This is a genomic window from Halalkaliarchaeum sp. AArc-GB (assembly GCF_031432225.1).
Classification (GTDB): Archaea; Halobacteriota; Halobacteria; order Halobacteriales; family Haloferacaceae; genus Halalkaliarchaeum.
This window is the reverse complement of sequence record NZ_JAVKGM010000010.1, coordinates 63,462-85,214: the sequence shown is the minus strand read 5'-3', so window position 1 is coordinate 85,214 and position 21,753 is coordinate 63,462. Positions and strand designations below refer to the sequence as shown.

The window sequence follows — 21,753 nt, the reverse complement described above, 5'->3', positions numbered from 1 at the left end:
ACTGAAAGAGTTTGGAATTAGGCGTGGTCACCGAGTTCGCTCTGTTCTAGGGTGTTTTCCGAGGAGTCAGTGAAATCAGTGGGGGTGAATTCCAGACCAAGTGCGTCATGGGTCCGGCCTAAGGCGAGGTCGCGAGCAGCTTCCCATTCAGAGTGATCTTGCGGGAGTACCTGCAAGAGTGCTTTTAGAGTGGCTTTGAACGGCGCATCCGTATCGAAATTCCGTTCTTTGAGCCAATCAATTGCAACGTCTTCACCTTGCTTCTCGTAAACATGCATCGCCGCGTGAACCGCATCCAGTGCAATTGTGAATGAAATAGCATCTGGATCGACTGGTTTCCGGCTAGAACGGTCCTCTTTTGCGAGAGTTATATTCTGAACTCTATCGTCGTAACCGCGCAATTTGATGTCTCCTCGGCGCTTTCGCCAGAGTTTGGTTGATCGCTTGATATCGTCGATATCAACCCCAATCCCGAGTCCTAATTGGTGCCCCTCGTCGTAGTTGAATGTATCTGACTCGTGAACAAGCCACGAGAGGACATACCACTCTGTAATGTCGTCCAATTCACCGAGACCTTCCCCCTCCAGATACTCATCGACAAGAATCTGTGTCACCGCTTCACGCGCTTCCTCTAATGCACGCCGCGGTGGTACTGGTTCATCTTGATCATCAACAACAGGATAGGCATCAGCGTACACTTTTAGAGTTGGCCCGAATGCAGAAATGATAACATCAGTCTTTGTGAGAGAGAGGCCGGAATCAAGAAGGTCTCGTGCAGCGTCTTTCGCGGCCAATCTTGTGTCGGCGCGCACATCGCTCCAAAGGGTCGGTACATCGCTATCAAGTGGGGATGAGCCCTCGGTAGTCTTCCGTCCAGTAAGTAACAGAGTACTATCAGCCGATCCGCTATCCTGAGTGTCGATTCTAGCCGGCATTTCACTAGAAATTGGGTGTGTTGATGTTATTGTGAATCCAGAGTTGATTAAGGATTTAGTGAGAGTGTCCCAAGCATCTGTTTCTTTATGAGTGAACATCACGGTCATTACTCCACCAGGCTCGAGAACGCGGTATAATTCTGAGAATATCTCACTCATTTTCTGCTCATATTCATTATTTGCTAGTTCTCGCTTAGAATCAGAGCCGCCTGCAATACCTTCAAATCGGCTGGGATTCGCGACCGCTTCGTCATCCTTGTTTGTGAGATCTGACTGGAACTGGTCAGGATAGACGTCGTCCAAATATTCCTTCATCCAGACGTAGAACATATCCGATAATTCAGCGTACATAATACTGCTATAATAGGGAGGGTCTATCACAACTGCCTCGATCTCGTTATCCGGATAAGGTAGATTCGCAGCATCCCCCGTAGATAGTTCCGCGGGAGAAGCATCATCTGGAAGATAAGATACTAGTTCTTCATAAGACTCAATTATTTTCCTAATAGCAGATTGGTAGCTACCCATACCTCCGACTGACATATTGATATCTGCAAACGATTTAGCAAGGGACAAGTGTTTGCCCCCCATTGCGTTCGAGGGATATCCTTTCCCAGTATGCCACGGTGAAAAGCGGGAATTATAGTCAACGAGTTTACCCGGGACTAAGGAGAGAACAGTCAGAAGCGCCTCTGCCTCATCTTCCGGATGCTCCTCTTGAATTTCGTCTTTCCTATCTTCAAACGCCCTATAATACTCGTAGTGAGAAACCAGCTGGCGTGGAGTGAACATATCTCTCCATTCATGAATCCCATGTTCTCGTGGTTCCCGGGTCTTTTCGCCTTCTGGGAGAGGAGTAGTCAAGAAGGACGCAAGATCAAAATCAGACTCAATACGTTCTTCAGCGCTCTCTAAAGCTTGATAATCAGCTTCATTAGGTGCTCGGAAGCTGTAGTTGCCAGAGGAGTCCATATAACGGACACAGATAATATCATAACTGAACTCCCCGTCTTGATGCATATCTACGATATCCTCCGATTCGGTGACAATCCCACAATTTAGACACTCAGCATCACCACCTCGAGAAACTGCCCCCTGTTTATGATCAAATCCGTCTAGTTCCTCTTCCGTCGGCTCAATGATACAGTCGTACTCAATCGAGCCATCGTCATCCACTTCAGGAACAGAGATAACCGTATCTGCACTCCGTCGGGTGCGAATGGACCATTTCGAAACTAACGGTATGTCTGTCCCACAATCGGGACAGGTAACGACATGAGCGCAGACATAAGAATCAACGGAGTCATGCTCTCCTTCTGAGGGGAAGTATTGTTCCAGTCGCTCTTCCGCAAGCTCATCAATACGTTGGCTCCATTGCTCCAGGTCGTCCTTGAGTGACCCAACTCTTGGTGCGTAATTCAATAATACCTGTAGGATTACCGAAGGAACCGGGTTTAGCTCGTTAGCCTTAGTCGGTAAACCATATCTGATAGCCTCGTATGGAATTACACCTCCACCCGCACACGGGTCTAATACGGTTGGAAGTTCACCACCCCATGTCTCTTCCAGTATTTCATGGATCTCACGTCTCTCTTTTTTATTCGGTGATTGTGTAAATGGGCGAGGATAGCCATAATGATCACCCAGAGAACCACTTCTATCCCCCTCACTGGCTTTCTTTTTCTCAACGTATTCCGAGATGTCTCCTTCAATCCCCTCTTTGGGGCCGATTTGAATCCAGCTGAGTATTTGGTCAGAATCAACACCTTCAGGGAGGATAGAGGCCAAAGTCGCTAACCTAGCTGCAGGAGTAGGACGGCGAGCGAACCAAGGGTGAAGGTACCGGTGAGGAGGCATATGTTTGGGGTTTGCCTCCTTCAAATTCTCTATCCCTACGGCTTTTAGTGGTAGTTTTCCCTCTATTGCAAGATTCTGTCCCTCAATACCGTCTGAATTAGAATTATTCTCAGTCATTTTTCTATTTGACATGGTCCGTCAGCAACACTCGAAGGGCCTTTTCGCCGTTCGGACTCGACGGAGACCGACACTTTGCGTACCAGTAATAACACTCCTCATCGCTCATCCGTGCAACGCCTCGAGCCAGCGAACGCATCCGGTCGATACGCTGGATTGGCTTCACGCCACGGAAGGCAACAGCAAGCCGCACACCTGCCGTCTCGGGTAGGAACACGAATCCAGCCCCCCCAGTGAGAACTTCTGATGAATTTCCTGGCGTGCCCTCGATCGCTTCCCGGACGACATCCTGGAGCGCACGGACGCGGGTCGGGTCAAGCCGTGCGACCTTTGCGCCGGCCCATTCATCCCACGTCCAACCATCGAGCTTGGAAAGGAGGTCGTCGCCAGCGACGTCCGAGACGAGATCCTCCACTGGTGTGATACTCAACGAACGGCCATCCCGCTCCAGGCGATCACGGCGGGCTTCAGCCTGTTCGCGAGGGAGTAGTTCGTGGAGCGTCCACTCTCCGCCACCGTCTGTCTCTCGTCGGACGAGCGTGAACGTTGGGCGGCCACCGAACATACTCGTCCCGTAGCGGACCAGCCGATCCTCATCTGTTCCCTCAGCGGGTGAGGTCTCAAATTCCGAACCGGGACTCGCCATCAGACCGTCACCTCCGAACTCGCCCGGATCGGGCCACGCCCTTCGACTCGGACGTCGATGTTGCCCGCATCGAGGTCATTATCGAGGGCAGCGAGGAGGTCGTCACCCTCGTCAGTAATTGGTTCGGGCTCGTCAAACTGGAAGCGGAACTGGATGGTCTCTCGATCATCGCCGAACGAGCCGGGCTGGTCGATCACGTCCCGGAATCGGCTCGGTGAGCCTGTGAATTCTGCGCTGTACGTCCCGTCGTCAGTCCGGGTTTCGTACTGCATTCGGACCGTCACCGCGTCCCCACGGGCTTTGAATCCGGGACGCTGACTGACGAACTTGGCCGCCTGGAAGGGATCCTCTCCACCGACTTGGATAGTCACTTCTTCGATCAGCGGCGTTCGGTCAGTCCCGGCCTTCGATTCCGCATCTCGACGGACTTCCGAGAACGCCCGCGAAGCGGACATCATCTTCTTACTCGCCTCCCAGGACTCGTCGGGCTGGCACTCCTGGCATCGGCCGCGTTCGTCCAGCAGCTGCTCGCTAGCGACCTCTTTGCCGCAGGAACTACAGGTCGTATCGGACTGGTGTTCCTCACAGTAGTAGGGTTCGCTGCCTTCTGAGTTTTCAACCTCCGCCCCACACTCGGCACAAGTGGCAACCGTCTGTTCTGGCCGGTCGATTTCGTCGAGGTGGTCGTCGACGAGCGCGTCGACATCTCGGTAGACGACGAAGGCACTCCCGATCTGGACATCGCTGTCCCGAATCGAGGTCTCGACATCGGGGGATTCCGCGAACGGTTCCGGGTGTGGCCACGTCGACGGCTCTGTCGCCCCGGCCCAGTATGCAGTACCAGACTCACCATCCCAGTATGCGTACCCGTGGTCACTAACGAGTGAGGAGACGGTCTCTCGAATCGGTTTCGTGCTGAAGAGGTAGTCCAGCCCCGGCTTCTTCGCGTATTGGTTGACCAGCGCTTCGGTGGACATAGCGTCCTGGGTCTGCTGCCAGAGTTTCTGTTGGACGTGAGCGGACCCACGAGCACCGGCGTCGCGTTTTACGATCTTTTCCTCGAGCGTTGTCTGGACAGCATCGACCAGTGTCGTCCCGCCGTTGGATTCGGTCGCGCCGATGATGATGTGGGTGAGCCCGTCCCGGTCAGGGTAGTAGAGGTGCCGGTAGACGTTCCGAACGAGCTCTCCGAGCATCAGTTGTGCCTCGTCACTCCGTTCTCGGAGCTCCTCGATTTGTTCTGAGGATAAGTCGGCTTTCTGCTCAGGGCTATCAAGCAGGGCCTCTATAGCCTCAAGACGCCGAGCTTCGTCGATTGCAGCATTCATTCGATCACCGTCGGGGGCGAGGAACAGAGCGTAGTTCTTGTAGATTCGCGTCTCAGTCTCTCCGTCATGTTTTGCGGCTTGCTGCTTGTAGAGCTGAGTTACCCGGTTCGGCGGCGTATCGCTGCCGTCTTCGACAGCAGCGGTGTCCGGATGCATCACCGCGAGCTTCGGCGTATCCGGTGTATCCGGTAAGTCAGCCGGCGATTCAGGGAACTCCACCGGCTGGAAGCCACCATCCCCAATTTCCTTCGAAGTGAGACGGTTCTGGAAACGTGAATGGGCACTCGCTTCGGGGGTAGACTCGATCCGCTGGTCGATGATTCGGATCAGGTTTGGTTCTTGCTTGAACCGGAGGCGCTCTTCCTCGTAGAGGAAGTAACATGCGACGTCCATATCATCGCCCCGGAGTGCGGATAGTGCGGCATCGTAGTCGTCGAAGTTCAGATCGGGATGGCCGATGGCGAGGTTCAAATCGGCGTGAGTTAGGCCAGCAGCCTGTTCACCATATGCGAGGCTGTGCCAGAGAACTGTCGTTGTCAGATGTGTTCCGAGGGGCGGAAGGCTGTTTTCGGTCCATTTTCGGTCCTCAAGCTGGGCGTGCGCAGTACCATCGTCGTCGTAGATGTCGGCGGTCACTGCGGGACCGAGATCGACGAATTCGAATAGGCGCTCACGAAGGATCGTCTGAATCCCACCGCCAGGATCGTCATCAGCGACTGTGAGGTCGTAAATCCGAATCCAGTGGCGGTCGTAACTGTCGGGCTGATGATTCCAGAGGTAGTAGACGGCTCGAGCAAGTAAGCGGAGGGCGTCACGCGTGCGCTGGAATCGAGGGATCGTATCGATCTTGTCCGTGAGAGCGTCGATTAAGGAGGGATGGAAGGGGTATTCGCGAGCAAGAACATCCACGTAACCAGCGTCGGTGGCTTCCTGTGGATACTGCCGGTCTTCCTGGTCATAGAATTGGAAGTATGAGTCAGCGGCTTCGCGCGCGGCGTTTTCTGGGACTTCCGAGAAGAGTCGGTGCTGGAGGACCTGTCCGATCTCGTTTTCGTCGGTCGGCGTGACCGTCTTGTGCTGCCGCCGGCCGATCTCGTTGACCTCCTCTATGTGATCACGGACGCCATCACGAACTCGGTCAGCCTGCTCACCAAACGCCGTATCCGCGATGGAGTAGACGACCGTGACGTGCTCCGATTCGGCAGCCGCTTCGAGGAGCGCCATCATGAACGAAAGCGTCTGATCGGCGAGTGTTTTGTCGCCGACAGGCGTGCCCGCGGCCTTGTTCATGTAGTCGGCGATTTCGTCAATCAGAATGAGAGCCGGCTGGTCGTACTGAGCGAAGAGTTTCGAGAGCGTCCCCTCACCGGGTGCGTCCTGGTCTTGATCGTAGTCCTTGAGATACTCGTAGCCCTCAAGCCCGTAGAGCTGGTACGCGAGCTCCCCCCACATCGTGCGAGTGTTCGGCGCATTCGGGTCATCGTCGGAATGGCGGGCATCCTTGCTATCAGCCTTCGTTCCAATGAAGACCCCCGTTGCGATGTCGAGGCCCTCGCCTACTGCATTCTGGTAATCAGCCGCAAGTTCCTCATCACCGTCCAGCAGGTAGTGGGAGAGATCGTCAATATCGGCAGGGTTCTCAGCAAGATGGTACGACGCGATGAGGTCGTGCGTTTTCCCACCACCGAATCGCGTGTCGAGACAGAGAATACTCGAGGTATATGATCCCGGATCGTACTCTGTCGTTGCCAAGAAACGCCCCGTGAGATTGGAGAGCAGCGTGCGGAGACCCTCCGTGGGATAGGTCATATCGTAGAACGAGTCGGGGTCTCGATAGACTGGTGCTGCCTTTTCAGGGTTGTGGACGACAGTCGAGAGTTTCGCAGCGAACTGTTCCTCCTGGAGCGAGCCGTCTAAGACATCGTCTCGGGGCTGGCAGCTCTCGAAGAGAGAGGGGTACTCACTACTCATCGATTTCCTCCGTGGGTGAGGAATCAGCTTCTGGTTTGGAGACGATTACGAATTCACACTCCGTGCTGTTCTCGATGATCGCCTTAGCGATCCCCTTCGACTCGGCGACATCGACCTTGATAGCGTCCCCAACCTCCGAATCGAACTTATCGAGTTCGGGCCCCGACAGATTCACCCGCCCCGATTGGCCGGTGTTCTGTCCAATTGTCTTCTGAGTCATCTGGATAGTCACATCACCTAGTGGGAATGTTATAACCTTTACTTAGTCTAAGTTCCCGATTTATAATGTGGTAGTTCTTCTATAGCCCCTCCCCCCACTACCCCCCGAATACTAAGTGACTGGGGATGATCGGTCTACTCACAATGCAAATTAATCGCGGTCCTCGCGACCACCGATATGGGACGTACTGGAATCGTATTCCGGAGTGTATGCCGAGGCACGTCCCGCTAGCAGACTTGGGAGACTTCTCCATACCCCGTAAAGAGAGGGTAGTACCCTCTAGAGAAGAGTTCCCCTATCCAGTAGTCCCGGTCACCGACCAATACCAGTTACATCTGTTTCCGGCACCTGACCATATCCGGCCGATGCTGGTTCGGCTCACCGATGGCGAAGTGCTCACCGATGGTCACGAACCGTACGGATTCTGGTTGACCATCGATGGGATTGCCGAAGCTCAAGAGACACTCATCGCACAGGCAGAGAACTATACGAACCAGACGGCACCTCACGAGCTCGGAACCGCCCTCCAAGACGCACTCGCCACGGATGAACTGCTACACGACATCTTCTCAGAGCAACTCACTGAGAACCTCCGTCCACCGACCGTTCGTTGGCTTCGTGACCGTACCAAGTCTGTAAGCGCAGACACTGTCGAATACACCGGAGGAGCGTACGTCAAAACGGAATGGACCATCGAGTTGGAACCTGAATCAAACAGGGGGGAGCGATCCCCACGGACGCTCGAGTTCCACACCGATGACCTCATTCAGCAGGATTCGCAACGGTTCACGGTTGATTACCGGCAGCTCTTCCGCCAGCAAATTCGATGCTCAAACACCTGGTGGACGGATCTCAGCAGATACTGGATCTCCTCGGCAACGGTCGAAGATATTGTAGACGACGATTATCCCACAGAAGACGAATCTGCATTCTCGCTCCGCCAATCTGGGAAGGCGAAGTACCACCTCGTACGGAATGAAACTGGGACGACCGTCTGTGGTCATGAAGCCCGTTCAGGCGACACCCGGCAATTCTCCCCAGATACACTCCCGATGCCAGCGGCACTCTGCAATCATTGCTCCAGAGAAATCAAACGACACCTGATTCCCAGAGAATAGTGTCAATTCGGGCTGAATCGCTGATCGTGAATAGCTGAACACGATAGAATCAGGCGGTCCGCAACACCTGTTTAAACCAGCCAGAAGCGGTACAGCACCAGAATATTATGACGTTCCAGTCGTGGTATCTTCGTATGAGTATCCCCGATCTCGCCCCGATACGGGAGTCTCTTGATGCCAGAATCGAGGAGCTGGAAGAGGAGCAAAAACGACAGGAAGAGCGGCACGAAGGAGATGGAAGCACACCCGCGGTCTGGGACAAGGTGGAACCGAAAATTCGGCGAGATGTCGTGGAGGACTGCCAGGATGATCTTGACGGCGTGGACGAACCAGACGAGATTTTCCGAATATTGGCTGAATGGCGCCGTAACGAAAATCGAGAGTGGGAATTCAACCGGAACAGTTCCACGGTAGAGAACGAACGAAACAACATCAAGACGGCTGAAATTCGGATCTGGAAGGGGGAGCTCATAGAACTAATTCCCGAGTCTGAATTCAAGACCTGCGGCCTCTGTGAGTCTCTTCAAATGCCAAAAAGCGACCGACGCAGGAGTCGAGGGTATGTATGGGAATGTCCTGACTGCTTCTAGTCTGGGCCCACGAACATCTATTATACTGACGACAAGAGGGAGTATGGGCGCATCTGATTGGGCTGGCAGGATGTGTATGCTGCTAGAAGATGAGTTTGACATAAGCGAGGACCGAGCCCTCCGTATCACGACACTCGTTCGACTACTCCGAGGAGAAGGATATGAGGATGTCTTTGGCGAGTACGGAAGCGAGCGGCACCAGAAACTCCAAGAGCAGTCCGGCAATACGATCGAAGAACGCTGGAACAACCTGATGGACGAGCTGAACTGCCAAAGCCGTGCTGACAAGGGTATATATTCATCCCCTGGGAGGAACACGACGCTGATGACTGGCAGGATCCCGGCGTCACACGATCCCGCCCGTGAGCCGATTCCGGAAATTCCCGGAAATACGAAGTTTCCACAAAACGAATCACGGTACAGCGTGGGGATTTCAATAGGCAGAATAGGATAAATTGGGCCGTTTCCGGAAACAACCCGGTCAGGCTTTTGTAACCTGACCCGAAATCAATCTCTCAGAGACAGATGATCCGCGATGCTCGCGTACTCCGTGCCGGGTTCGTCCCTCGGGAAGTAGAGCATCGCGACGCCGAAGTCAACCATCTCTCCAGCGTTCTCGAGCCCATCACGAACGGAGAACCAGCCGACACAGCTATCGTCACCGGACCCAGCGGCGCCGGTAAGACCTGCATCTCGAAGTTCGTCACCGAACGACTCCGAGAAGAAGTCCTCGACGTCGATACCACCTACGTCAACTGCTGGCGCAACTACACCCGGTTCCGGACGCTCTACCAGATCCTCGACGACCTCGGCGCCACCATCGACATCCACCGGCAGTCGACGCCGCACGACGAACTCGTCGACCGCCTCCAACAGCACGACGGCCCGCGAACGGTCGTCATCCTCGACGAGGTCGATCAACTGGAGGACCCCAGCGTCATCTACGACCTCCACAGCCTCCCGCAGTTCGCGATCATCTGCATCGCGAACAAGGAAGAGGAGCTGTTCAGCCGCGTCGACGACCGGCTCGTGAGTCGGCTCCGTTCGAGTGAACACGTCCGGATGGACAAGTACCACAACGAGCAGCTGTACGACATCCTGAGTGCCCGAGCTAAGTGGGGGCTCGACGAGGACGTCATCACCGACGACCAGCTCTATCGGATCGCCGACGCAGCCGCCGGCGACGCCCGCCTCGCGATCGGCATCCTCCGAACGGCCGCCGGCAAGGCCGATCGCGAGAACCACGAGCGTATCACCGACGACATCCTCCTAGACGCCGCCGAGGATGCTCGCGCCCAGATCAAGCAGAAGAGCCTCGATTCACTCACCCCACACCAGCGGGTCGTGTACGAGATTGTTCGCGAGCATGGCCCGGTCGGGCCGAGCGAGATCCACGAGCGCTATACCGAGGAGGTCGACGACCCACGGACGAAACGGACCATCCGAACGTACCTGTCGAAAATGGAGCAGTACAACCTCCTCGATGCGGAGGGCACAAGTCGGGATCGGGAATACTCGCTCGTCGACTCGGCAGCTGCGTCGCCGATGCAGTGACCGTGACGCCGTCAGCTATCCCGAACTGAACTCACCGAGACCCGATTGCTCGTGATCCAGCGGCTCGATGACCTGGGGATCGTTGTTGCCAGGGTTGTTAACTCTCGTCGAGATCTCGTAAGCGTCTAGATCGTCCTTCGGGTACGGCTGGCACAGTTCCTTGCGGGTGTCCGGGTCTGCGGCGAGCCAGTCACATTCCGCGTCCTGCGGGAGGACGACCGGCATCCGGTCGTGGATTGAGTTCATCAAGTCGTTCGGCTCCGTCGTGAGAATCGTGACGCACGAGATCGTCTCATCGTCGCCCTCCCAGACGTCCCAGAGCCCGGCCATCGCGAATGCGGGGTCGTCCTCCCGGTAAATCCGATAGGGCTGTTTCGACCCGCCATTCGGCGATTTCCACTCGTAGAACCCTGACGAAGGGACGAGGCAGGGACGTGATTCCCACGCCCGCTCGAAGACGCGTTTCTCCTCGGCAGTCTCGGAGCGAGCGTTGATGATGCCCTCCTCGGGTTCGTCCGCCCAGAACGGAATCAGTCCCCAGTGGTAGGCGTCAATCTCGTCGAAAGCCTCGTTCGTGACGATGTGGAGGTCGTCGCCAGGCGCGATGTTGTATCGGGGTGTGTACCCGCCGTCCGCAACGACCTCGGCATCGAAGCGGGCCTCGAGGTCTGCTTGGTCGATGAAGAGCGAGTTCCGGCCACACATACCGAGGAGTTCGGAGGGAAGCATCTTCAACGTAATCGCACAGGAATCTCGACGTTAACCAACATATTGCCCCCGATGAGCCTGAATTGTTGGTTAACTACAACGGGGCGGAGAATCTCCTAATGACAAACTGTACACCTAAACAAACGATAGAAGAGGCCACACTAACTACGCCCATACAAAATGACCCACATACTCGCCGTATCTGACTGGCGCTCTCAACCTATTGACGATCTCTACACCATTCTCGAAACTGTAGAACCAACTCCAGATTTATTACTATATGCCGGCGACGACCTCTCACGTTTCAAAAACGCCGATGCTGACACAGATCATCTTGCAGAACTTGCTCGCCTCACGAAGCACCAACAATCGCTCTATGTCCGAGGAAACGACGACTTCCCCCCGTCAACCGGCCCGCAGTTCGATGCGGAATTTACCACCGACCTCCACAGGACACCATACACCTTCGAGGACCTCGTATTCATCGGCCAGGAAGGATCGACCCAGGGACCTGGTCTCATCACGTACACCGAGGAGGACGTCCAACAGCACCTTTCCGAACAACGCACCGCTTGTGAAGACAGAACCCCGTTTCTTGTCACTCACACCCCTCCCTTCGGCATTCTCGATATCGGGAAGCGATTCGGGCAACAACATATCGGGTCGAAGGCCGTCAGGAGCTTCATAGACGACATCCAGCCTCCAGTCACCGTCTGCGGTCATTGCCATCAATTCGGAGGCAGAGCTGAAACCCTCGAGTACGGCACGGTGATCAATATTGCGTCCCACGACGGAGTAGACGACCCAGGAAGGTACGCACTCATCACCATCGACGCCTCGAACGAGTCTATCGAGTACGGGTTCTACGACACTCGCCATCTGCTAGGGAGCCGGCTGACTGATCTCGTCCAGGTCGGGAGAAACCGAGTGGAACAGTTCAGTGAGTTAGGGATCACTAGCCCAGATGGGATTACCGAAGAACGGCGTGCCGAACTCGAAGCCCTCCCTGGAGCCTCGTCATGGCACGTGGACCGGTGGATTGCTCATCGACAGGCTTTTGATAACGATGAGGTCGTGATTCTAAACAAGTCCGCCTTCGACGACCTTCACGATACGGAGCCTCTCCTCTTAGACATAGAAACGGATCTTCAGCAGGATCGGATCTGGCTGGTCGGCACCTACAGTTACCAGAACGATACGTACCGACAATTCTTCGATCCGGACGACGAGTCAGCACTCCTTCAGGAGCTGTCTGAGTACCTTACTGATCATAGCACCGAGCCAATCATCTACTACGGAGGGAACTACTTCGACGAACAGTGTCTCAGTCGAAGATTCGACGAACACGGCATCACTGAGGGGATCGATCATCTGGAGCGAGCACACGACCTCGGAATAACTGCCCAACAGGAACTCTTCGGGCCCTTCAATCGGCATAAATTGGACGTCGTAGCGAGCGTACTCGGCTTTGAATATCAAGACCCGACCGTCGATGGATTTGTGGTAGGGAGCAAGTACACGCGATATCTCCTCGACGGCGAAGAACCAGACTGGGAGCGACTCAAACAGTACAATATCGACGATGTAACTGCGCTGAGAACAATCGCCGATCACATCAGATCGTAGGCTCGGGGGATATGCGGGGCCGTCAGCAGAATTACGTGAGGGCGATATCACCATGGGTTCAGAGAGTCTTAACCAACAATTGAGCTGTGATCCCCCGGACTGTTGGTTAATCTGACGATGCTGTCCGCCTTCCTCTCTGGAAACGTTCTCGGAAACGGTCGAACGATTGCAGAAATCCGTTGCCTGAGTCCGGTTATACATACCTTCCTGCCCTTCCTTGAAACGCGGAAGCGACACGCCGCGGCTTATCGGGAAAGTAGGCCTCTAGTGGAGTATGGGAGAACACTCAACGTCGAACCGATTGGCAGTGGACCAGTCAACTCGGGGCGCTGACCGCAATCGGTCCCTTGCTGACCAGGCCGATCCGGCTACGGACGAGATGCTGTTGCCGTCACTCGACGACGGCATCACGCTGCTCGACGTCGAGGGAGGTCGCGGCGTCCCAATCCTGCAGTCGCTCGTGCTCGACCACCTCCTCCTGCACGACGGGCCCGCCTTCTGGGTTGACGCGAAGGGCCACGCGACAACAACCACGCTCGCGCAGATCGCGCCCAGCCAGCGGTTGCTCAACCGGATCCACATTGCACGCGGGTTCACCGCCTACCAGCATTACGGCGCCGTCTGTAATCTCCCGACTGCGGTGAACCAGTCCATCCAGGAATCCACCGCCGATACCGGACCGTGCGGTGGAAAGTCGATGGGGCGCGACGAGGATACGTCTCCTCACACGCCCGCCCTCATCGTCGCGCCGGCCGTCGACGCCCAGTACCGTGCCGACGATACCCTCGGCGAGACCCACGCGAAAACCCTCCAAGCCCGAACCCTCGCCCGGTTGGCAACCTACGCCGATGGGTACGACATCCCGGTGCTCGTTACTCGAAACGAACTAAACGAATTTACCGAGCCGGTCGCGACGGTCGCCGATCACCACCTGGAGTGCGAGCAGACCCGAATGGGACCACGGGTCGTCAGCGAGGACTTCGAGACGCTCGTCTATCCCGTCGACGACGGCGCGTACTACCAGACGACGTTCGCGTACTGGCGGCAGCTGCTTGCGGCACGCGCCACGCAGGTCGGCGTGGAATCGACGACGACGGCGCCGTCGACGCCGACCCCGGAGGGTGTCGGGACAGGCGTCACCGCTGACGGTGAGACAGTGGCGGCCACCGCGGATCCCCTGCTCGATGCGTGGACCGCAACCGGGACAGGAGGCCGATAGCGATGGGGCGCACAAACCCGACGTACCGAGATGCGCTGCGGGCCATCGAAGAGCGCTGGGCGGAGTTCCGGCGGGCACTGCGGCGTCGCGATCAGCCCCGATTCGACCGGCTGTTCGAGTACGCCCGCGAGCACGCCGACGCGAGCGGCCTGTTGAACCACCAGAATCCGCTGCTGCCGGCGCTACTCAGCATCGATCTCGAACAGGAGGCCCGACTCGACGACCACGAGGAACGCCTCGAGGAACTGGAGGCCGCGGTCGCAACGAGCAAAAGAGGCCATAAAAGGAAGTCACGCCATGACAATCACGACTCGGAAGACCGATGATAATCGGTACTATACCGTTCGATATCGAGACGACTGACTTCGCAGTCAACGACCAGCTGACAATCGGTGAGATTGTCTCAAATGGGGTGCGAGAATAATCGAGCCCCTAGGCTATGAGGCCAGAAGGATGATTAGGGCTACCAGAACTGATTAGAAGGTACGATTATTTCTCTTTGACAAATGGATTATGTACCGTATCTTGAATACGTAGTCTACGGCCTCTCAGGTGCTATCCTTTTGGGTGCATCGATATTCGCTGTTCGTAAACTGATTCTGTGGAAAGGGGTATATCCCTCTCCTGAATCTTTGAGGATTCAAGCAGCACGAGAACACGGCTGGTGGAGGGGACATTCGAATTTGAAGCGGACAGTAACTTCATTCTTCGACACTTGGAGAACCGGCTCGACTATGGTTATTCTGCTGGGGTTGACTGCTGGACTTGGATTTGTTATTAACACCTTCTTCGGAAGTATTTCATGGGGGCCTGTGGATATGGTCTGGCAGGTTCACGCAGCAATAGTCGGACTCAGTTTTGTTGTGATTGTATTCCTGATGGACTTCGTCACCAGAAGCAACCACGTTGATAGCGTCCTGGAGCGCTTCGTCGAGAAATCTTTCGTAAAGCCGGTTCTGTATTTCTCGCTACTCGGCACCGTTGCAATTGGGTTCTCCTATCTCTATTCGAATCATTTACCAGCTGTAATTGGAGCGGACTATGCAGTTTCCTACTTCGTAATCACGGTACTGGGGATTCTTGCAGTCTACTATTCCATTCTCAGGCTGGTTTTAGACACATCACCAGACGAGTATGCTTACTCATTACTAAAAAAACACATCACTCGGAAAGTCGAGAACGATGCAAAGGTCTACCAGTCGAACAAGGTAATCGAGGACCAGTTATCCGATGAAATTGATTTGGTGGACTTCAGATATGGATTCGGTCCCTCTGAAAGCGATTGCGTTACGATTGACGACTTAGACAAGAAACGATACGTATCTGACATCAAGCCTCGTCAATATGCGGATGCTCTGAACCAGCTTTTTGAGATTCTACAAGAGGCAGAAGGAGAGTCCAGTATTGTTGGTGAAGAAACAACAGTGAGATCGGAAATACGACTCAATCAAGACGCAGAGCATTACTCTGTTATCGTCGACACATCTCAGGACTTGACCGACATCGATTTAGAGAGTGTTGAGAAAGGACTTGACCAGTGTATATTGACTACCTCTTCCCCGCCGTGGTCTTCCTACTTGGAAGACCCGTACGAGTTTGTGGATTACCTCGAGAGAAAAGGCGTTAAGACGGTTCGGAATGGAGAGTTTGGCTCGTTTTCGGAGTTCATGGCGAATTACGGAGACGTGGTAATGCATGTACTGACTGAATTGGAGCAACAAGATTCCCTATTCAAATATGGACGGTACTTCGAATTGGAATCACCCTTCTATAATTTAGAGAGGATTTTCATCAGCGTGTTCAGTGAGTGTTTGCAGGAGCGAGACCGGGAGCAGGCTTTGGAAACAGCTACGGCACTCAATTCAGTTACCCGCTATTCATTGCAAAACAACCTACAACCGCCATTTCGAAACTTCATTTACATTTATTCTAGCTTTGTATTCGAACTGTGTTCTAGGAAGTCCGAACTTCCAGAAGTGTTCGTCGTAGGCATCATCGACGAGATTGCCCAATCTCTAAATATGGTTTTCACAGACGCTGTTCAGAAAGACTGCGATAATTTCGACTCCTTCGATGTCAACCGAATGCGGGAGGAAAGTTACTCATTCACACTGTTAGAAGAGATTCATAAAATGTTGAAGTACGCGTTGGATGTCAAGGACGCCCGTACTTTCATCCGTATCTGGGAGATTCCTAGCATATCCAGAGAGCAAATCCGGTTAGAGATCGGCAGCGAGATACAAAGCGAGATCAACCAGCTGCTGTTCAGCGCTGCATCTCTCTCCTATTCAGTAGCGAAGCAAAATACCCGGCATAAGGAAGAGTTCGAGAAGATCTACGATAGGAAGCTCAAACGCTTTTTCCGTGATATGGGTGATGTGAGTGACATATATTTTGCCATACAGAACTCTAATCGGAATCCTCCTCGGTGGACGAAGTGGGAAACGCAAGAACACGACGTTATTCAAGGGTCACACGGACGTCCAGTGTTCTTAGATAATGAGATCACAGAGTTCTACTGCTTCCTCGGAATTTATTGTATCTACCATCCTGAGTTCGAAGATGAAAATCCGATTGAGGAGAGATCAATTTCAGAATCGAATTTCCAATCTCTAAGGTTCACTGTTCAAGAAATCGTTCGGAACAAGCCGTTGTTCGATCTTGAGGAGTATATGGATGAGGAAGATCTTAAAGAACATGCTGAACAGTTCTTAGAATACCATAAGGAAATAGTTGAGCCGGAGGACGCAGAAGCAACTTGACTTCTCTTAGAGGTCGTTGAAAGTCAGTTGCTGGTTTGGCTTGTGACTTTTTTGTACGGTTTTGCCAGCTATTCCGGTTCAACAGCTTGTTTGAGTGCCGGTTCTGCGTCCTGCTCTCGAGTTTCCAGCATCAGAGATCGAGGCCGTTACGTGTTTTTAACCAACATATGCATTGAGCAGTCAGAGGCGTTAGTTAATCGCGAATGACGCGTTCCGGAAATCATCCGGAAACCGGAGAACCACGACGATGAGCACAGAATACGCTGCCTTCTAGGTCCTTGGCGCTCCTTTCTTGAAATTCGGAAGCGACACGCTACGGTTTATCCAGTCCTCAGACGTTCTATCGGATGTTGGAGGATCTGAATACCAGATGCCGTTTACCATCGATTTCCTCGATAATGGTCGTGTCCTCGAGTGGGACGCGACCGTCCACGGCGCCGTCGCGACCCAGTGCGACGACTACACGCCACGGTTCTACGTCGGGGCTCGCGAGCCTGACGCCGACCTCGATCTCACGACACTCCAGTCGGTGTACGACCAGCACCCGGACGTCGTCGCGACCGAGATGGTTGCGCAACGGCCTGGCTTTCGACGAGACAATGAACCAATCCTCGCCGTCGACATCGCCCACATCGACCGCGTCACCCCGCTCGCCCGGCAGGCACGCCAGCTGTCGGAATATCCAGTCGGGGATCTCGCCTGTTTCAACGTCGACTTTTCGCGAGAGTTCCGGTACTGTCTGGAGACCGGTGTCGATCCGACGCCGACGAGTGCGCTGTCGACGCTCCGGCTCAGCGTCCCGGTGACCGAAACGAGCAACGACGTCTATGGGGAGCTGTCCGTCGCCGGCGACACCGTCACTGGCTCGCCGACGGATATCCTGACCGCCGTCCAGAGGGCGCTCGAAGAATACGATCCGGACGTCTTGGTCTGCTCGACGAGCGAGATCGTCCCGACCCTGCACGAGATGGCGACGGACGCTAGCGTCGACGACTTCTCGCTGAGTCGGTGGCCGGACGTCCACTACCAGCAGCTCGCAAGCCTGTCTACGTACTCGAGCTACGGCCGCGTCGGCCACTCACCGGCGCGGTACAACGTACCCGGCCGCGCGATCATCGACGAGTCGAACACGTTCTTCTACGGGGAGACGAACCTTGACGGCGTCCTCGACCTCGTCTCACGGTCGAAAAAGCCCGTCCAGGAGCTCGCGTGGGCGTCGATCGGGAACGTGCTCACCGCGATCCAGATCTGCGAGGCCCACGACCGCGGTGTCCTCGTGCCGTGGAACTCCTGGCGCCACGAGTTCTACAAGTCGATGGGGACGCTCCACGACGCCGACCGTGGCGGGTTCATCTTTGCCCCCGAGGTCGGACTCCACGAGAACGTCCACGAACTCGACTTCTCAAGCCTCTACCCGAACATCATCTGTACGCGAAACGTCTCACCGGACGTCATCCGGTGTAACTGCCACAGCGACCGCGACGACGTCCCCGGCCTCGGGTACTCGATCTGCGAGAACCGGGGCTACCTCGTCGACGTGCTGCAGCCGATCATCGACGCTCGCGACGAGATCAAGGCGGTCATCCGTCGCGAGAAGGATCGAGACGACCCCGACGACGACCGGCTGGCGGAACTCGAGGGGCGGTCGGGAGCACTGAAGTGGATCCTCGTCGCGTGCTTCGGCTATCAAGGGTTTAGCAACGCGAAATTCGGCCGCATCGAGTGCCACGAGGCGATAAACGCGTTCGCTCGCGAGATTCTGCTGACGGCGAAACAACGGCTGGAAGCCGGCGGCTGGCGCGTCGTCCACGGCATCGTCGATTCAATCTGGGTGACCCCGCACCCCGACATCGACGACGATGACCGCGAGGACCTCGAGGCGCTCGCGACGGAGATCACCGAGTGCGTCGAGATTCGCCTCGAACACGAGGCCCAATACGACTGGGTCGCGTTCGTCCCGCAACGCGAGAACGACGCCGGCGCGCTGACGAAGTACTTCGGGAAGGTCGCCGGCGATGAGGAATTCAAAATTAGAGGTATCGAGGCCCGCCAGCGATCGACACCACCGTTCATCGAGGACGTCCAGCGGTCATGTCTCGAAAAATTCGACACAACTCGTTCTCCAGAGGTTATTCTTCGTCGTCTCGAGAAGGCAATCGAGAGACTTCACGCGGAAGAGGTCCCGGTAAAGGAGCTCGTCGAACGGAATCGGGTTTCCAAACCACTCGAATCCTATACGCAGAACACACGGAACGTGGCGGCACTGAAACGTGCCCGCGACCAGGACCTTACGGTCCATCCAGGACAGGATATTGAGTACGTAGTCATTGACGATAAGAAGTCTTCGCGGAATCGTGTTGCCCTCGCTCACGAAGGAGTCGAGACCTACGACGCCTCATACTACGAGACGCAGCTCGTCAGAGCTGTCGAAAGCATACTTTCTCCTCTTGGTTGGGATCGCAAGGCCATTCGACGAAAGCTCAATGGAACACGTGTAGTCGGTATCACGGAATGGACCTGACGAACCCCCTCCCCCCTTTTTCGAGTTGTAAACTCGTGACGGTGGGAGGGGTAAACAGCAAAAGAGGTAATCGAACAGCCGATTGTACCGGATTCGCGAAATAGAAGGCCTGAAAACCTGGTTCTGCAATATACACATTGAAATGGGAAAGTTTATGTTATATGTTTGCTAACCATATCCGTACTAGATCATAGGAAAATAGATCATCTAGCTTGGCTAGATGATCGAGATCTTTGAGGGAACGCGGACTCTCTAATCTCGTTCGTGGTCTTTTCTCGTGTACCTTGATGTTTCAGAGCCTCTCCGTCCATTTTCAATTTCTCGGCTTTCATTCCTTCCCCTGTTGAGTGGCCTGTGCCCCAGCGACTTACAACTCGAAAAAGGGGGGAGGGGGTAGAACATTCGAGATCAACAAACCGGCTCTATGATTATCGTGTTTGTAGGCCGGTATTACTGTCACTCGTGAACTGGTGCCGCAAGCGTGGTCCCTTCTCAACAATCTTGGTTCTTACTACTCGAAAACGGAGGGTGTGAGACGAATCCTATCACCCAGAACATCATTCACAAAATCCAAATTATGTAGATTTTATCTTCATACTTGATTCGATCCACTTGCACTTACAACTCGAAAATGGGGAGGGTGGGAGAACCGTGCCAGACATGTTACCGTTTCTCAAATACTTACAACTCGAAAACGGGGAGTCTGTCACGAATGGATTCCGATGAGGAAGATCCTCGAGGATCCGTTACAACTCGACAACGGAGGGTGATAGATTCCGAAGACGGTATCTGGTTCACTTCGAGAATGCACGACTGTGGTAGTTAGATCGTCTGATTTCGACCGGTTACAACTCCACAAGGGTCTACATTTTTATACCCGGAGTTCGAGGGGTTTCATAATGGGACGAGAGGGACGTAGAGCAGAATCGGATCATCCAGAAGATGAGAAGGATCATGATTCCTCTTCTGTTGATTCTGAAAATCTTGAACCGACGGGCCAGGATGCAGATTCCCCCGATACGTCACAAATGACGTTCGAGAAGAACTCGGATCCCACTGATTCGTCTCAAGAAGCTACGAACGGCGACAGTGGCGGCATCTCAATTCGAGATCGGCTACAAACTGAGTCATCCGGTGGAGTCTTCGCGAACAAAGACCTCGTCCGGTCAGATACCATCATCGACGAGGATCGTATCGTCGGTCGTGATGACCAGCTAGGTCGCGTCGTCGACAATCTAAAACCAGTGCTCCAGAACGAAGGCATCCCGGATATGCTCCTGAGCGGCCCATCTGGAACTGGGAAGTCACTCATTATTCATGCGGTCTGTAAACAGATCGTCGAGCTGTGTGAATCACAAGGCAAGACCTTCGGGGTTCTCTCTATCAACTGTGAGGGGCCGAAGACTGCAGATCGGGCTGTTTATCGGTTAGTTAGAGCTGCTGCCGACGATCTCGGCGTTGATCCTGGTGTCCCCCAAACCGGCGTCTCAACGGATCAGAAGCTCGAGCGACTGTATGAACTAATGCGCGAGTACTACGACGGTGTCATCTTCATCCTCGATGAGATCGATATGCTTGAAGGACCGTATCAGGAGGCAGAGTACAATTCTCTTATCTACCAGCTTTCACGGGCTCGAAAACTCGCCGACTTTGATGGTCCGATCTCACTTACGACTATCACGAACTATGCCGATTTCATGAAGGATCTCAACAGCCGCGCACAGAGCTCATACAATCCAGATGATATTTTCTTCGACGATTACGATGCGACGCAGCTCCGTAGTATTCTCCAAAACCGGCGGGACGCCTTCAGGCCAGAATCACTTGCTGATGACGTCATTCCGCTTGTTGCCGCGTTCGGCTCCCAAACGCACGGAGATGCGCGGAAAGCGATTGATCTCCTCAGGTGGGCTGGCGAATTAGCCGAGCGACGTGGTGCTGGCACGGTTACCGAGACCGATGTCCGTGAAGCCCAGGAGAAATACACCGAAAATCGAAAACTCCGACACATTAGCGGGATCTCGACTCAAAAGAAACTCTCCATCTACGCTGTGGCGGCTACAGCCCATTACGCAAGAGAACATCCTGAGTGGATACCCGCTGGACCTACGTTCAAAACGTACCAATTCATCGCTGATACGATGGGTGCGGATCAGTACAGTCGAGAGACGTTCGTAAACCACGTCACAGAGCAGAGTACGTACGGTGTGTTGGACTACGAGCGCCGAGGCAAGGGCCGAGGCCGAGGAGTGCATATGTATTTCTCCCTCTCTGAAGATCCGGAAACGATCATGGAGACGATTCGTGAGGATTCGCGGTTCGAAGATCTAGATCACGAAGATGCGACTATCAGTGCGGTTGTCCGCGAGCGGCTGAAGCAGTTCCGCAGCAAGAACTAATCTTGCCCTGATTCTCCCCACACTTACTACTCGAAAACGGGGGGTGTTAGAGCTCTGGGATGGGTTACAACTCGAAAATGGGGAGTGTCATTCACCGGAATTTCTCGTTACTACTCGAAAACGGGGGGTGGGGAGCTAAGGATTCGACGTCCCTTTGGATATGATGTGCTATCCTACTGCAT

15 protein-coding genes are annotated in these 21,753 nt (G+C 54.5%); 10 read left to right on the top strand and 5 right to left on the bottom strand.

The window, feature by feature from the left end:
* Positions 1-17: 17 nt before the first annotated feature.
* The 4 genes from RH858_RS10760 to RH858_RS10745 form a co-directional block, all read right to left on the bottom strand.
* Entirely contained in the window at positions 18-2,924 is a 2,907-nt protein-coding gene (locus tag RH858_RS10760; RefSeq protein WP_310561834.1) for a DUF1156 domain-containing protein, read from the bottom strand.
* Positions 2,914-3,324 (bottom strand): hypothetical protein, encoded by a 411-nt coding sequence (locus RH858_RS10755; protein WP_310561833.1) that lies wholly within the window; start codon positions 3,322-3,324, stop codon positions 2,914-2,916. Before RH858_RS10755 ends, RH858_RS10760 begins: the two co-directional genes overlap by 11 nt.
* A 230-nt stretch (positions 3,325-3,554) precedes the next feature.
* Complete coding sequence (locus RH858_RS10750; RefSeq protein ID WP_310561832.1) at positions 3,555-6,854, bottom strand: DUF499 domain-containing protein; 3,300 nt, start codon at positions 6,852-6,854, stop codon at positions 3,555-3,557.
* Positions 6,847-7,074 carry a hypothetical protein gene (locus tag RH858_RS10745; RefSeq protein WP_310561831.1) on the bottom strand — a complete coding sequence of 76 codons (228 nt, stop codon included), beginning with the start codon at positions 7,072-7,074 and terminating at the stop codon, positions 6,847-6,849. The genes RH858_RS10750 and RH858_RS10745 overlap by 8 nt, the downstream gene beginning before the upstream one ends.
* A gap of 209 nt (positions 7,075-7,283) precedes the next feature.
* Here RH858_RS10745 and RH858_RS10740 point away from each other — a divergent pair, with 209 nt between their 5' ends.
* From RH858_RS10740 to RH858_RS10725, 4 genes are all read left to right on the top strand, one after another.
* Positions 7,284-8,192, top strand: coding sequence for a hypothetical protein (locus RH858_RS10740; RefSeq protein WP_310561830.1), 909 nt, complete (start codon positions 7,284-7,286; stop codon positions 8,190-8,192).
* Between the two features lie 134 nt (positions 8,193-8,326).
* Complete coding sequence (locus RH858_RS10735) at positions 8,327-8,782, top strand: hypothetical protein (protein WP_310561829.1); 456 nt, start codon at positions 8,327-8,329, stop codon at positions 8,780-8,782.
* Positions 8,783-8,858: 76 nt separating this feature from the next.
* The gene (locus tag RH858_RS10730) at positions 8,859-9,236 is read left to right on the top strand and encodes a hypothetical protein (protein ID WP_310561828.1); all 378 of its coding nucleotides are present in this window, start codon (positions 8,859-8,861) and stop codon (positions 9,234-9,236) included.
* 71 nt (positions 9,237-9,307) lie between these two features.
* Entirely contained in the window at positions 9,308-10,336 is a 1,029-nt protein-coding gene (locus RH858_RS10725; protein ID WP_310561827.1) for an orc1/cdc6 family replication initiation protein, read from the top strand.
* 15 nt (positions 10,337-10,351) lie between these two features.
* Here RH858_RS10725 and RH858_RS10720 read toward each other — a convergent pair whose 3' ends face one another.
* Positions 10,352-11,041 carry an SOS response-associated peptidase gene (locus RH858_RS10720; protein ID WP_310561826.1) on the bottom strand — a complete coding sequence of 230 codons (690 nt, stop codon included), beginning with the start codon at positions 11,039-11,041 and terminating at the stop codon, positions 10,352-10,354.
* A gap of 183 nt (positions 11,042-11,224) precedes the next feature.
* Here RH858_RS10720 and RH858_RS10715 point away from each other — a divergent pair, with 183 nt between their 5' ends.
* The 6 genes from RH858_RS10715 to RH858_RS10690 all read left to right on the top strand — a co-directional run bounded on the left by RH858_RS10715 (position 11,225) and on the right by RH858_RS10690 (position 21,571).
* Complete coding sequence (locus RH858_RS10715) at positions 11,225-12,670, top strand: ribonuclease H-like domain-containing protein (protein ID WP_310561825.1); 1,446 nt, start codon at positions 11,225-11,227, stop codon at positions 12,668-12,670.
* Positions 12,671-13,049: 379 nt separating this feature from the next.
* Complete coding sequence (locus tag RH858_RS10710) at positions 13,050-13,889, top strand: hypothetical protein (protein WP_310561859.1); 840 nt, start codon at positions 13,050-13,052, stop codon at positions 13,887-13,889.
* A 2-nt stretch (positions 13,890-13,891) separates the two neighbouring features.
* A complete protein-coding gene (locus tag RH858_RS10705) occupies positions 13,892-14,215 on the top strand; it encodes a hypothetical protein (RefSeq protein ID WP_310561824.1) in 324 nt (107 codons plus the stop codon).
* 180 nt (positions 14,216-14,395) lie between these two features.
* Positions 14,396-16,651, top strand: a complete 2,256-nt coding sequence (locus RH858_RS10700; RefSeq protein ID WP_310561823.1) for a hypothetical protein — start codon at positions 14,396-14,398, stop codon at positions 16,649-16,651.
* Positions 16,652-17,021: 370 nt separating this feature from the next.
* Complete coding sequence (locus tag RH858_RS10695) at positions 17,022-19,172, top strand: type B DNA-directed DNA polymerase (protein WP_310561822.1); 2,151 nt, start codon at positions 17,022-17,024, stop codon at positions 19,170-19,172.
* 899 nt (positions 19,173-20,071) lie between these two features.
* Entirely contained in the window at positions 20,072-21,571 is a 1,500-nt protein-coding gene (locus RH858_RS10690) for an AAA family ATPase (protein ID WP_310561821.1), read from the top strand.
* Positions 21,572-21,753: the final 182 nt, after the last annotated feature.

Coding starts and splice junctions, on each gene's coding strand:
- RH858_RS10760 (WP_310561834.1), bottom strand. CDS start 2,924: ATGTCAAATAGAAAAATGACTGAGAATAATTCTAATTCAGACGGTATT.
- RH858_RS10750 (WP_310561832.1), bottom strand. CDS start 6,854: ATGAGTAGTGAGTACCCCTCTCTCTTCGAGAGCTGCCAGCCCCGAGAC.
- RH858_RS10745 (WP_310561831.1), bottom strand. CDS start 7,074: ATGACTCAGAAGACAATTGGACAGAACACCGGCCAATCGGGGCGGGTG.
- RH858_RS10740 (WP_310561830.1), top strand. CDS start 7,284: ATGCCGAGGCACGTCCCGCTAGCAGACTTGGGAGACTTCTCCATACCC.
- RH858_RS10735 (WP_310561829.1), top strand. CDS start 8,327: ATGAGTATCCCCGATCTCGCCCCGATACGGGAGTCTCTTGATGCCAGA.
- RH858_RS10730 (WP_310561828.1), top strand. CDS start 8,859: ATGCTGCTAGAAGATGAGTTTGACATAAGCGAGGACCGAGCCCTCCGT.
- RH858_RS10725 (WP_310561827.1), top strand. CDS start 9,308: ATGATCCGCGATGCTCGCGTACTCCGTGCCGGGTTCGTCCCTCGGGAA.
- RH858_RS10720 (WP_310561826.1), bottom strand. CDS start 11,041: ATGTGTGGCCGGAACTCGCTCTTCATCGACCAAGCAGACCTCGAGGCC.
- RH858_RS10715 (WP_310561825.1), top strand. CDS start 11,225: ATGACCCACATACTCGCCGTATCTGACTGGCGCTCTCAACCTATTGAC.
- RH858_RS10710 (WP_310561859.1), top strand. CDS start 13,050: ATGCTGTTGCCGTCACTCGACGACGGCATCACGCTGCTCGACGTCGAG.
- RH858_RS10705 (WP_310561824.1), top strand. CDS start 13,892: ATGGGGCGCACAAACCCGACGTACCGAGATGCGCTGCGGGCCATCGAA.
- RH858_RS10700 (WP_310561823.1), top strand. CDS start 14,396: ATGGATTATGTACCGTATCTTGAATACGTAGTCTACGGCCTCTCAGGT.
- RH858_RS10695 (WP_310561822.1), top strand. CDS start 17,022: ATGCCGTTTACCATCGATTTCCTCGATAATGGTCGTGTCCTCGAGTGG.
- RH858_RS10690 (WP_310561821.1), top strand. CDS start 20,072: ATGGGACGAGAGGGACGTAGAGCAGAATCGGATCATCCAGAAGATGAG.